This window comes from Azospirillum sp. UENF 112521, from assembly GCF_058780665.1.
The window spans coordinates 231,806-245,501 of sequence record NZ_JBSNCI010000001.1 but is presented as its reverse complement, the minus strand read 5'-3'; the positions used below and the strand labels follow the sequence as shown (position 1 = coordinate 245,501).

The following is a 13,696-nucleotide window of genomic DNA, read 5'->3' as shown; positions in this document are numbered from 1 at the left end:
GCATGAGGCGGGGAGCGAACCCCCGCCTCAAACCCCTTCCAGCACCCCGCGCACCGCGTCCATTGCGGCCAAGCCGCGGCTGAAGGCCGATTCCGCGGTTACGGCCAGGTCCTGCGCCTCCACCCGGCGGCCTTCGCGCATGCCGTCCTCCACCGCCCGCATCAGCCCGACGAAGGCGGTCAGGCCGAAATGGCTGGCGGCACCGGCAAGGCGGTGGGCGATGTCCTCGATTTCGTCGTCGGGGGTGTCGGCGGCGGTCAGGCGGGGCAGCCCCTCCTGGGCCGATTCCAGCAGTAGGCCGCGGATGGTGGCGAAGCGGGCGGGACCGAGGGAGCGGATGTAACGTTCCAGAATCTCCTCGTTCACATCGTCCTCGACCACCCGCGGGCGGGGCGATGCCTCCGCCAAGCTCATCCCAACCTGCTGCTCCTCCTCATCGTCGGCACGCGGGGCGACGGCGTTCGACAGCAGGTGCATAAGCCGCTCCGGGAAAATCGGCTTCTCGATCACCGCATCGATGCCGGCGGCGATATAGCGGGCGCGGTCGGCGGCGAAGACGTTGGCGGTCACCGCGACGATGGGCACCGCCGCACGGTCGGAATCCTCCAGGGCACGGATGCGGCGCGCCACCTCCGGCCCGTCGATGTCGGGAAGGCGGATGTCCAGCAGGATGGCGTCGAAACGCCGCCGGGTCGCCAGTTCCAGCGCGCTTTCGCCGGTTTCGGCAACGGTGATGCGGTGGCCAGCGTCGGACAGCAACCCCAGCGCCACCTCCCGGTTGATCGCGTCGTCCTCCACCAGCAGCAGGGCCAGCGACCGCACCCGGCTGATTGGCAGCAGCCGTCCGGGCCGCGCCGGCAGCGCCGGCTCCTCCACCCGCAGCAAGGGGATGGTGACGGTGAAGACGCTGCCCAGCCCCTCCACACTGTCGACACGGATGCTGCCCTGCATGGCGTCCAGCAGGTGGCGGACGATGGCGAGCCCCAGCCCGCTGCCGCCGAACCGCCGGGCGATGGTCGGATCGGCCTGCTCCAGCTTCTCGAAGATGGCGGCACGGCGGTCGGCCGGCACGCCGATCCCAGTGTCGCGCACGGCCAGACGCAGCATCTCTCCGGCACCGGAACGTTCCGGCCCCGGTTCGATGTCGACGCGCAGAACCACCCCGCCGCGCTCGGTGAACTTCACCGCATTGCCGACTAGGTTCACCAGGATCTGCCGCAACCGTTGACGGTCGACCACCACCAGTTGCGGAACCTCCGGCGCGATGTCGAGGTCGAGGTAGATCCCCTTCTCGTTCGCCAGTCCTTCCACAGTCGCAACGACTTCCTCCAGCACCGGCAGCAGGGCGCAGGGAGCCGGGTCGAGGTCCAGCTTGCCGTCCTCGATCTTGCGCAGGTCGAGGATGTCGTTGACCTGATCGAGCAGCCCATGGCCGCAGCGCATGATCGACATGGCATAGCGGCGCTCCCCGGCATGCAGCTGCCCGGTCAGCAGCAGCCGGCACAGCCCGAGGATGCCGTTCAGCGGCGTGCGCATCTCGTGGCTGACGGTGGCGAGGAACTCCGTCTTGGCGGCGTCGGCGCGCTCTGCCCGGTCCTTGGCCTGGCGCAGCTCCTCACGCGCCCGGCGCGACGCGGTGATGTCGTTGGCGACGCAGATGATGCGGCAGCGCCCGTCGCCCGACCATTCGAAGGGATGGCGCTGCAACGCGAAGACGGTGTTCTCGCCGTTGCGGGGAAGAACCAGTTCCTCCACCCCCAGCGAGCGCATGGATCCCGGATCGCCGCCGGCGAGCGCCCGCCCGGTCTCCGGACCCAGCACCTCGGCCAGCGTGCGGTCCTCGATGTCGGCGCGGCGGGTGCCGAAGCAATCCTCCGCCGCCCGGTTCCACAGCACGACACGGCCGCTGTCGCCGTCCAGCACATAGAGGACGCTCGGTACATTGTCGATCACCGCGTCCAGGAAGGCCTGGGTCCGGCGCAGCAGCTCCTCCGCCTCGCGGCGGCGGGTAATGTCGACGACCGAACTCAGAAGCACCTCCTCGCCCTGGAATTCAAAGGCGATGCCGGACAGCAGGCCCCACAGCCGACGGCCGGAGCGGGTCACCAGTTCGGTCTCCACATCCAGTGCCAGCCCGCTGGTGAAGACGTCGCGGACGAACTCGTCGCGCACCTGCGGGACGTACCAGACGCTGGCGGCGGGGCGGCCCAGCAACTCACCGGCCTCGTCCACCTCGAACAGGTCGGCGGCGCGGCGGTTGACGAAGCGGATCTGGCCATCGGCGCGGCCGGAGATCACCAGCGGGACCGGTGCGGCCTCCAGCACCGTGCGCAGCCACTGCTCGTTGCGGCGCAGCGCCTCGCTCTTGTCCTCCGTCTCCTGGATGTAGAAGCGCAGGGCGCGGGCAAGCTCACCGATCTCGTCGGCGCCGGTCACCGGCACTTCGGCCCGGCCACCGCCGGTGCGGTCGCGGATCGCCTCGCTGACCGCCCACAGCCGGGCCAGCACCTTGCGCCGCACATACAGCACCGACAGCACCATCCCCAGCACCACCACACCGACCGAGGCGAAGAACAGGCGGGTGTAGGTGGTCGACACCTCGATCACCTGCTGGCGGCTCTCTTCCGCCGCCTTGGTCTGCTCGACGAAGATGCCGGTGTTGAGGCCGGTGTTGACCAGCGACACCTGATTGGCGCGGTCGACCAGCCCGTTCAGCATCTCAGATGCCTGCAACTCCGCCTGCCGCTGGCGGAAGACGGAGCGGTCGCCCTCCACCACCGAGCGCATGCCCTCCGCCAGCCGGGCGAGCCGGTCCGCCACATTGTCGCCTGAGCCGTCCGCCGGACCGACCGGGGCGGACCCGTCCAGCGCCGACAGTTGCGCCACCGCGCTGTCGGCCAGCCGGGTGAGCGCGAAGCTGTTCTCCGCCTGATGGACCGAGGCGATCAGGAACAGCAACCGTTCCGCCATCGCCAGCCAGCGCTGTACGCCGGCATCGTCAACCCCGCGCAGGGCCGGTTCGGCCAGGGCATCGGCCATCCGCCGCACGTCGCGGTTGCGTTCGGCGAGGGCGCGGCGGGCGGTGATGCGGGCGGTCACGCCGCGGTCGATGGCGTCGCGCAGTCGCAGAATCTCGTCGCGTTGTACTTTCAGTCCGGTGATCCGCTGGGTCTGCCGGCCGTCGGAGGAGTCCATCTCCGCCAGCAGCCGGTCATAGCCGTCCAACTGGTCGGCCAACCCCTGCTTGATCGTTTCGCGTCCGAAATTTTCCTGCGACAGGGCCAATTGTTCCAGGGTCCGCATGATCCGCTGGTGCTGGCGCTCCAGCTTGGCGGAGGCGACGACCGCCGGGAACTGCTCGGATGTGACCTTGGTGATGCCGGCATGGAGCCCGTCGAAGGCGATGTAGGCGCCAAGCCCGATCAGGAAGGCGACCAGACCGTTGAAGGCGAGAGCGCCGAACAACCGCGCGCCGACACCGATCCTGACCACCCCGGCCTTCGCCGATCCCGAACCGCCCGATTTGGAACCGCTTGGCCCCGCCTTGCTGTCGCCCGCCATGCCCGTTCCCGCTTCCCTCGGCCGCGCATCGTTTGCGTGGCGGCGCCGGCAGCGTATCATAGCGCGGCCGTCGGATAAGGGGAGAAGGATGGGGTCGAAGCCTGTTGCCGCCACTGTCGGCCTGCTGCTGGCGCTGCAACCGCTGCTGTCCGCCGGAACCGCCGCGGCGCAGCCGGACGTCGCCGCACGCAACGGTGACCGCCCGGTCCTTGCCGAGATCGAACGGCGCGGGGTCGTGCGCTGCGGCGTGTCCTTCAATCCCGGCTTCGCCGCCAACGACGATGGCGGGCGCCCGGTCGGCTTCATGGTCGACCTGTGCCGGGCGCTGGCCGCAACGGTTCTGGGCAAGGCCGACGCCATAGAAATCCGCCGTCTGTCCAAGCCGCAGGAATTCGCCGCAGTGGCCACCGGCGAGGTCGACGTCTCCTTCGCCCAGACATCCTGGACGCTGACGCGCGACGCCACCTATGCCGTCGATTTCGGGCCGCCGATCTTCTACGACGTGCAGGGGATCGCCGCATGGCGGCTGCCGGACGGCCATTCGGCGCTGGACGGCGACCTCACGGTCTGCGTGCCGGCCGGAACCACCACCCAGGCCGAGCTTGAAACCCTGATCGGCGGCGGCAAGCGGCCCTGGAAGCTGCGCAGCTTTCCCGGCTGGCCCGACACGCTGGAAGCCTTCCTCAGCCGCGACTGCGCGGCGATCAGCGCCGACCGCGCGCTGCTGACCACGGCGCTGCACATGCTGGAAACGCCGCAGGACGCGGTGGAGATCGCCGACATCCCATCGTCCCCGGCCTCGCGCGAGCCGCTGGCCCCGCTGACGCCGAACAGCGACCGCAACTGGATGGCGGCGGTTCGCTGGACCATGTTCGCCCTGTTCCTGACCGACGATGCCGGGGTGTCCGGTGCCAACGCCAATTTCCAGCGCATCACCGGCACCAGCGAGATGCGCCGCCTGCTGTCCGGCATGCCGGAGGTCGCGGCGAAAGCGGGATTGCGGCCGGACTGGGCCTATCAGGCGGTGGTGCAGGTCGGCAATTACGGCGAGATCTTTGAACGCAATCTCGGGAGCCGCTCGCCCTTCAAGCTCGATCGCGGCCTGAACCGGCCCTGGACCCAAGGGGGGCTGCTCTACGCGCCCGTGTTCCAGTAAGCCCGGTATCCGTCCAAAAGATTAGCGTAACCCATTACCGTGCCCCCGATACCCCCGACCATGGTCGGGGGTGACGCGCACTGTTCGTGCACGCAACTATCAGTGACATAACAAAGGCGCGGGCTCGGTCATCAAATCACGCGACCGACAGGCCCCGCATGCCAGAAAACCGACCAAAGTTGTGGATTATTCACTTGGGAGGGTGAAGACCATGGCCTATGCGGCTTCGACATCGGACGCCGTCCGACCGATGACGGGCGAGGAGAAGAAAGTCATCTTCGCGTCCTCGCTCGGGACCGTCTTCGAGTGGTATGATTTCTATCTTTACGGATCGCTCAGCGCGGTGATCGCCGCGCAGTTCTTCTCCGGCGTCAACCCGACCGCAGGCTTCATCTTCGCGCTGATGGCGTTCGCCGCAGGCTTCGCGGTCCGTCCCTTCGGCGCCCTGGTCTTCGGCCGCCTCGGCGACATGATCGGCCGCAAATACACCTTCCTGGTCACCATCCTGATCATGGGCCTGTCGACCTTCATCGTCGGCATCCTGCCCAACTACGCCTCCATCGGCATCGCCGCCCCGATCATCCTGATCGGGCTGCGCCTGCTGCAGGGGCTGGCGCTCGGCGGCGAGTATGGCGGAGCCGCGACCTATGTCGCCGAGCATGCGCCGCACGGCCGCCGCGGCAACTACACTTCCTGGATCCAGACCACCGCGACGCTCGGCCTGTTCCTGTCGCTGCTCATCATCCTGGGCTGCCGCGTCGCCATGTCGCCGGAGGACTTCAATGCCTGGGGCTGGCGCATCCCGTTCCTGATCTCCATCGTGCTGCTCGGCATCTCGGTGTGGATCCGGCTGATGCTGAACGAGTTGCCCGCCTTCAAGAAGATGAAGGAGGAAGGCAAGCATTCCAAGGCGCCGCTGACCGAATCCTTCGGCGAGTGGAAGAACCTGAAGATCGTCCTGCTCGCCCTGTTCGGCCTCGTCGCCGGCCAAGCGGTGGTCTGGTACACCGGCCAGTTCTATGCCCTGTTCTTCCTGACCCAGACGCTGAAGGTCGATGCCCAGGCGGCCAACCTGATGATCGCGGCGGCCCTGCTGATCGGCACTCCCTTCTTCGTGATCTTCGGCACGCTGGCCGACCGGATCGGCCGCAAGCCGATCATCATGGCCGGGCTGCTTCTCGCCTGCCTGACCTATTTCCCGCTGTTCAAGGGCATCACCCACTACGCCAACCCGGCGCTCGAGGAGGCCATCGCCACCGCGCCGGTCGTGGTCCTCGCCGATCCCAACGAGTGCTCGTTCCAGTTCAACCCGGTCGGCACCAGCCAGTTCACCAGCTCCTGCGACATTGCCAAGAGCGCCCTGGTGAGGCGCGGCATTCCCTACACCAATGAGGTGGCGCCTGCCGGTACGGTGGCGTCGATCAAGGTCGGCAGCACGGTCATCCCGAGCTATACGGCCGTGCCGCAGGCCAACACCACCGTGTCGCTGAGCCACGGCCCGGCCACCGCCGCCACCCCGACCGACGCCAAGGCCGCCGGTGCCGCCTTCGACAAGGGTCTCGGCGATGCGCTGAAGACCGCCAACTATCCGGCCAAGGCCGATCCGGCCCGCATCGACACGGTGATGGTCATCGCCCTGCTGACGGTGCTGGTCCTCTACGTGACGATGGTCTACGGCCCGATCGCCGCGATGCTGGTGGAGATGTTCCCGACCCGCATCCGCTACACCTCGATGTCGCTGCCCTACCACATCGGCAACGGCTGGTTCGGCGGCTTCCTGCCGACCACCTCCTTCGCCATCGTGGCGGCCACCGGCGACATCTACTCCGGCCTCTGGTACCCGATCATCATCGCCGCGGCGACCCTGGTGATCGGCCTGCTGTTCGTCCGCGAAACCAAGGACGTGGACATCTACCAGCACGACTGACCGCGGCCGCATCGACGCCTGACAAGGAAAACGGGCGGAGGGGATGACCCTCCGCCCGTTTGCCGTTGAGAGCGCCTGCCCGCTCGCCGTCAGGCGATGGTCAGCGTCGCGTTGCGCTGGGCCGCGTCGTCCAGGGCGAAGGCAGCACCGGCGGCGGGGGCAAGCGGAGAGGCGACGCGGCCTTCCTCATAGCCCTCGGCGACATAGTGGGCGGTCGCCGCCTGCAGGTCGCTGCCGAAGGCCGCCTGCAGATCCGGGTAGCGCGCCAGATAGGACTGCGCGTCGAAGCCCAGGCTCCGCCCCTCGGTCCGGCCGATGGTGGCGTAATGCAGCGCCGCCGCCGTCGGGTCGTTGCCGAAGGCCTGGATCAGGTCGGGATTGGCGGCCAGATAGGATTCCGCATCGAAATCGAACCGGCGATTCTCGTTGCGGCCGGTCTCGATGTAATGGCGGGTGGCGTCGGCCGTGTTGGTGCCGAAGGCCGCGGCCAGATCGGGGTTGTCGGCCAGATAACCAGCGGCGTTGAAGGTCAGCGACCGCCCCTCGCTCCAGCCGAAGGAGCGGTAATGGTCGAAGGCGGCCTCGCTGTCCATCCCATAGGCGGCGGCAAGGTCCGGATTGGCGGCGAGATAGGACAGGCCATCGAACACCGGGGCCGAGGCGCCGGCCACCGTCTGGTCGGTGTACTGGATGAACTCGACGTTGGTCAGCCGGTCATAGCCGTTGGCGTCGATCACATAGATCTCGCCATTATATTTGACGGCACCGCTGTCGGCCAGCGAAGCGTGGCGGACGACCGTGTCGTTGCTGCCGTCACCGCCATCGATGACATTGACGCCGCTGCCGCCATCCAGCAGGTCGTCGCCCATGCCGCCCTTGATGGTGTCGTCGCCGGCATAGCCGCGCAGCGTGTCGTTCAGGTTCGACCCGGACAGGCTGTCATTGCTTCCCAGCAGGGCGGCGCGGATCGCCTCCGGGCTGGTGCCGGTGCTCGCCCAGTTCAGAGCCGTCGCCACCGGCAGGTTCAGATCCGACACCGCCACGTCGAGAACGCCATTGCTCGCGTTGGTGACGCTGGTGATGGTGCCCCCGGTCAGGGCCTTGGTGAGGGGATCGTAGGTGAAATTGCCGCGCAAATCGGTGAACCGGTTGCCGGGATAGGTGATGACGAGCTGGTCGGGCGTGGCACCGGTGATCGTGCCGCCCTGGATGTTCGTCACATCAAGCGCGTCGGTGTTGAGGCTGGACTGGGAACCGGCGCTGACCGAAACCATTCGGACTCTCCTTCACCTTTTCGTGTTCGACCAAAGGCTTTGCAGCCTTGCAGGAAGAACACCAAAGGAGAGGAAGTGTCCCGACGCGGCCGGGCGGGCGGTCGGGCGGCTCCCTTTGCTCCCCGCTCCACCGGCCGCATCCTTTTGCGTCCCGCCAAAAGTGGAAAGCGGATGCGGATTGCAAGCGCGGCGACAATGACGGGTTTGTGATAGGCTGTTGCCCGCAGGGAGCGAAAATCAAAAACCGGAGGCGCAAAGCCCCATGGAAAGCTGGTTCATCCTGGCCGCGTCGCTGGCCTATCTGCTGTCGCTGTTCGCCATCGCGTGGTACGGCGACCGGACCGGCACCCATGGCAGCGAGCGGCGCACACCCTGGCTCTATGCCCTGAGTTTCGGCGTCTATTGCACGTCCTGGACCTTCTACGGCGCGGTCGGGCGGGCGGCGACCGGCGGCTTCTACTTCCTGCCCATCTATATCGGACCCATCCTGATGATCGGGCTGGGCTGGCCGGTGCTGGCCCGCATCGTCCGGGTGGCGAAGTCGGAAAACGTCGTCTCGATCTCGGACTTCCTGTCGGCGCGCTATGGCAAGAGCCGCAGCCTCGCGGCACTCGTCACCGTCGCCGCGGTGATCGGGCTGCTGCCCTACATCGCCCTGCAATTGAAGGCGATCAGCGTCAGCTTCGAGATCCTGGCCGGGGCGTCGCTGGGCGCCGACCTCAGCCAGATGCCGGGCGGGACGGCGCTGATGGCGGCGCTGCTGATGGCGGCCTTCGCCATCCTGTTCGGCGTGCGCAGCGTGTCGGCCAACGAACATCACCGCGGCCTGATGATGGCAATCGCCGCGGAATCGGTGGTGAAGCTGGCCGCGGCGCTGGGCGTGGGCGGGGCCATCGCCTTTTCCGTCTTCGGCGACCCGGCGACCTTCTTCGATGCCGCCGTCCGCCACCCGGGCTTTCTGGAGCTGATCCGGATGGACAGCATCGGCACCGACTGGTGGGTGGCCTGCCTGCTGTCGGGGCTGGCGATCCTGTGCCTGCCGCGCCAGTTCCATGTGGCCGTGGTGGAAAACACCCATGGCGGCGACGTGCGGTCGTCGGCGAAGCTGTTCCCGGCCTACCTGGTCGCCATCAACATCTTCGTCCTGCCGGTGGCGCTGGCCGGGCTGATGCTGTTCCCGGACGGCACCACGAACGCCGACACCTTCATGGTGTCCATCCCCTTGAGCCAGGGCTGGCCGTGGCTGGCGCTTGCCGCCTTCATCGGCGGTCTGTCGGCCGCCACCAGCATGATCCTGGTGGAGATGGTGGCGCTCAGCACCATGATCTGCAACGACGTCGCCGTCCCGCTGCTGATGGCGCTGCGCCCGGACGACCGGCGGCTGCGCGACGATCCCGCGGGGATCCTGCTGCTGGTGCGGCGGTCGGCGGTGATCGTGCTGGTTCTGCTGTCCTACGGCTGCTACCGGCTGATCGGCCCGGCCTTTCCGCTGGCGACCATCGGGATGATGAGCTTCACCGCGGTGGCGCAGTTCGCCCCGGCCCTGCTGGGCGGGCTGATCTGGAGCCGCGCCAGCCGCAGCGGCGCCTTCGCCGGCATCTGCGCCGGATTCGTCGGCTGGGCCTACACCATGCTGCTGCCGTCCTTCGCCGATGCCGGATGGCTGGCCTCCAGCGCCTTGCGCGAGGGCCCCTTCGGCTTGACCGGCCTCAGCCCGGTGGCGCTCGCCGGCATCGCCGGCATCGACCCGCTGACCAACGCCGCCCTGTGGAGCCTGGGGCCGAACCTCCTGCTGTTCGTCGTGGTCTCGCTGCTGACCCGTCCGTCGACTCTGGAGCGCCAGCAGGCCGCCCGCTTCATGAGCCTGCGCCGCGCCTCCGATGGCGAGCCGCATGGGCCGCGCGGCGCCACGCTGGCCGACCTGCACGATCTGGCCCTGCGCTATGTCGGGCAGTCGCGCGCCGATGCCGCGTTCCGCCGCTTCACCGGCGTGGCCGACGGCGATTTGCGCACAGCACTGCTGATGCGCACCGATGGCGAGGCGATCCAACTGACCGAGCGTCTGCTCGCCGGCGCCGTCGGGTCGGCGTCGGCCCGCGTCGTGGTGGCTGGGCTGCTGTCCGACCGCCGGCTGTCGCGCACCGATGCGCGCTCGATCATCGACGAAGCCTCGCGCGCCATCCTGAAGCAGCACGAGCTGCTCCGCGCCACCGTGGAGAATGTGCCCCAGGGCATCGCCGTGTTCGACGAGGACTGGCGCGTCGCCACCTGGAACAACCAGTTCGTCGTCCTCCTGGAACTGCCGGACGGCTTCGTCCAGGTCGGCACCTCGTTGCAGGACATCGTCGGGCTGATCGCCCGGCGCGGTGAGTACGGCCGCAACGGCGAGATCGAGACCCTGCTGGAGCGCCGGTCCGATCCGCGCCGCCGCAACAGGCCCGATGTCTATGAGCGGGTGCGGCCCGACGGCACGGTGCTGGAGATCGCCACCAACCCGATGCCGGGGCAGAGGCCCGGCGGACGGCCCGGGGGCGGCGGCTTCGTCGCCGTCTACACCGACGTCACCGAACGCCACCGCGCCGCCGCCGCCCTGCGCGAAGCCAACGAAACGCTGGAACGCCGCATCGAGGAGCGCACCCACGCCCTGTCGGAAGCGAAGGCGGAGGCCGAGCGTGCCAACCGCGGCAAGACCCGCTTCCTGGCCGCCGCCAGCCACGACCTGTTGCAACCTCTGCACGCCGCCCGGCTGTTCCTGTCGGCCTTGTCCGAACGCAACGGCGACAGCGCCATCCGCCAGATCGACGCCTCGCTGCGGTCGGTGGAAACGATCCTGGGCGATCTGCTGGACGTGTCGAAGATCGACAGCGGCGTGGTGAAGCCGAACCCGGTGCCGATGCGGATCGAGGAACTGCTGAAGCCGTTGGGCGAGGAATTCACCGTGCTGGCCAGCCGCCACGGGCTGGGGCTGCGGGTGGTCGACTGCTCCGCCACCGTCCGCAGCGACCCGACGCTGTTGCGGCGCATCCTCCAAAATTATCTCGCCAACGCGGTGCGCTACACCCGCACCGGCCGCATCCTGCTGGGCTGCCGGCGGCGGGGGAGTTTCCTGTCCATTGAGGTGTGGGACACCGGGCCCGGCATCCCCGAACACAAGGTGCCGGAAATCTTCATGGAGTTCCGCCAGCTCGACAACGACAGCGACGATCGGGGCGACCGCGGCAAGGGGCTGGGGCTGGGCCTCGCCATCGTCGAGCGACTGGCCGGCATCCTCGGCCACACGGTGCAGGTACGCTCCAAGGTCGGGCGTGGCAGCGCCTTCTCCGTGCTGGTGCCGCTGACCGACGAGCCGGTGGCCGCCCGTGCCGTCGTGGTCCGCCCGCGCGGCCGCGACCTGCGCGGCGTGCTGGTCCTTTGCCTGGAAAACGAGCCGGCCATCGCCCGCGCCACCGAGGATCTGCTGTCCAGCTGGTCATGCCGCGTCGTCACCGCCGTCGCCCCCGACCTCGCGCTGGCGAAGCTGGAAGGGCGGACGCCCGACGTGATCCTGACCGACTACCATCTCGACCGCAGCCTGACCGGGGTGGAGGCTTTGCGGACCCTGCGCGCCTCGCTGGGCAGCGACATCCCCGCCGCCGTCGTCACCGCCGACCGCGACGCCGCCGTGCGCGAGGACATCGAGACGGCCGGATGCCGGCTGCTGTACAAGCCGGTGCGTCCGGGTGCGTTGCGGGCATTGCTGGGCCAGCTGCTCGCGGAAGGGCAGCGGATGGCGAGCGATTGACGCGCAGGAATTCAACCATAAGGAAAATCAGGTTATTGACGGTTCAGGCACGGAGCCATACGATTCCGGAGCACCGACCGTCACGGCCAGCCTTGGAGCTTCCGGTCAACGGACTCCACGATCCGAACAGGCCCCGTCAGGCAGGATGCGAATATTGGGAAGGCGCCTTGCGGCTTCGTCCGGAACCTTCGGGAGGACTCGGTTCCGCAAAAGGACGCAGTGGCGGTGCCGACGACATGCATTGACGTGCAATGACGGAACGAAAGGATTGCCCTTCCATGGTGAACCCCACGGCGGCAAACTCCACGACACATTCGACTGCGGAACTTGAGGCGCTGCTGATGCAGCGTCCGCTGACCGATTCCGAGCTTCAGGCGACAGCGGAAGCGGCGGCGGACTTCCGCATCCTCCCCGATGCCACGGTGATCAAGATCGGCGGACAGAGCGTCATCGACCGCGGTCGGGCGGCGGTCTACCCGCTGGTGGACGAGATCGCGGCGGCGCGCAAGGCCCACAAGCTGCTGATCGGTACCGGTGCCGGCACCCGCGCCCGGCATCTCTATTCCATCGCCGCCGGCCTCGGCCTGCCGGCAGGCGTGCTGTCGCAGCTCGGCGCCTCGGTCGCCGACCAGAACGCCGCCATGCTGGGGCAGCTCCTCGCCAAGCACGGCGTCTCTGCCGTTGACGGCGCCGGCCTGTCCGTGGTCCCGCTCTATCTGGCGGAGGTGAACGCGGTGGTCTTCAGCGGCATGCCACCCTACACGCTGTGGATGCGTCCTCCGGCCAACGGCGTCATCCCGCCCTACCGCACCGACGCCGGCTGCTTCCTGGTCGCCGAACAGTTCGGCTGCAAGCGGATGATCTATGTGAAGGACGAGAACGGGCTCTACACCGCCAACCCGAAGACATCCAAGGATGCGACCTTCATTCCGAAGATTTCGGTCGAGGAGATGAAGGCGAAGGGGCTTCAGGACTCGATCCTGGAGTTCCCGGTGCTCGACCTGCTGAAGGCCGCGCGCCATGTCCGCGAGGTGCAGATCGTCAATGGTCTGGTGCCCGGCAACCTGACCCGCGCACTCGCCGGCGAGCATGTCGGCACCATCATCACCGCGAGCTGAGGAGGCGGGACATGTCCGAGACCATCAACACCATCAAGCATGTGGCCTCGCCGCTCGCGCGGCAGACCCTGCTCAACGACGACCTGACCCGTCCGGTCGCCGGCGGGCGGCCGATTGCGCTGCTGCCCTGGTTGCATGTGGTGAAGATCGGCGGCCGGTCGATCATGGACCGCGGCCGCGACGCGATCCTGCCGGTCGTCGAGGAAATCCGCCGCATCCTGCCGGAACACCGCCTGCTGATCCTGACCGGTGCCGGCATCCGTGCCCGCCATCTCTACAGCGTCGGGCTCGATCTCGGCCTGCCGGTCGGCTCGCTGGCGCCGCTGGCGGCGAGCGAGGCCGGACAGAACGGCCATATCCTGGCCTCGCTGCTGGCACCGGACGGCGTCTCCTATGTGGAGCATCCGACCATCGCCAGCCAGTTGGCCGTCCATCTGTCGGCCGCCCGCGCGGTGGTGGGCAGTGCCTTCCCGCCCTATCATCATCACGAATTCCCGACCTCGCGCATTCCATCCCACCGGGCCGACACCGGGGCCTTCCTGCTGGCCGACGCGCTGGGGGCCGCCAGCCTGACCATCGTCGAGGATGTGGACGGCATTTACAGCACCGATCCCGACGGTGCGGACGGTGCAGTGGCCCGTCTATTGCCGGAGATCACGGCCGCCGATCTGGCTGCCCATGACGGTCCCCTGCCGGTGGACCGGGCATTCGTCGAGGTGCTGGCGAACGCCCGCCACATCACCCGCGTCCAGTTGGTGAACGGCCTGGTTCCGGGACGGCTGACCGCCGCACTGCGCGGCGAGCATGTCGGCACGATAATCCACACTGGCGCCCGCCGGGTTTGACGGCCAGGAATTGAAACCAGGGCAGCGGGCGTAC

Annotated in this window: 7 protein-coding genes; 5 read left to right on the top strand and 2 right to left on the bottom strand. The window is 68.2% G+C overall.

The window, feature by feature from the left end:
* Positions 1 to 27 precede the first annotated feature (27 nt).
* Entirely contained in the window at positions 28 to 3,561 is a 3,534-nt protein-coding gene (locus ACWPN8_RS01065; protein ID WP_492239617.1) for an ATP-binding protein, read from the bottom strand.
* Positions 3,562 to 3,649: 88 nt separating this feature from the next.
* Here ACWPN8_RS01065 and ACWPN8_RS01060 point away from each other — a divergent pair, with 88 nt between their 5' ends.
* Positions 3,650 to 4,717 carry a transporter substrate-binding domain-containing protein gene (locus ACWPN8_RS01060; protein WP_492239616.1) on the top strand — a complete coding sequence of 356 codons (1,068 nt, stop codon included), beginning with the start codon at positions 3,650 to 3,652 and terminating at the stop codon, positions 4,715 to 4,717.
* Between the two features lie 211 nt (positions 4,718 to 4,928).
* Complete coding sequence (locus ACWPN8_RS01055; RefSeq protein ID WP_492239615.1) at positions 4,929 to 6,644, top strand: MFS transporter; 1,716 nt, start codon at positions 4,929 to 4,931, stop codon at positions 6,642 to 6,644.
* An 89-nt stretch (positions 6,645 to 6,733) separates the two neighbouring features.
* Here the strand turns inward: ACWPN8_RS01055 and ACWPN8_RS01050 are convergent, their stop codons facing one another.
* Entirely contained in the window at positions 6,734 to 7,918 is a 1,185-nt protein-coding gene (locus ACWPN8_RS01050; RefSeq protein ID WP_492239614.1) for a calcium-binding protein, read from the bottom strand.
* A 262-nt stretch (positions 7,919 to 8,180) separates the two neighbouring features.
* Between ACWPN8_RS01050 and ACWPN8_RS01045 the strand changes: the two genes are divergently transcribed.
* The 3 genes from ACWPN8_RS01045 to ACWPN8_RS01035 all read left to right on the top strand — a co-directional run bounded on the left by ACWPN8_RS01045 (position 8,181) and on the right by ACWPN8_RS01035 (position 13,662).
* The gene (locus ACWPN8_RS01045; RefSeq protein ID WP_492239613.1) at positions 8,181 to 11,699 is read left to right on the top strand and encodes a hybrid sensor histidine kinase/response regulator; all 3,519 of its coding nucleotides are present in this window, start codon (positions 8,181 to 8,183) and stop codon (positions 11,697 to 11,699) included.
* 278 nt (positions 11,700 to 11,977) lie between these two features.
* Entirely contained in the window at positions 11,978 to 12,817 is an 840-nt protein-coding gene (locus ACWPN8_RS01040) for an amino acid kinase family protein (protein WP_492239612.1), read from the top strand.
* 11 nt (positions 12,818 to 12,828) lie between these two features.
* Positions 12,829 to 13,662 (top strand): amino acid kinase family protein, encoded by an 834-nt coding sequence (locus tag ACWPN8_RS01035; RefSeq protein WP_492239611.1) that lies wholly within the window; start codon positions 12,829 to 12,831, stop codon positions 13,660 to 13,662.
* Positions 13,663 to 13,696: the final 34 nt, after the last annotated feature.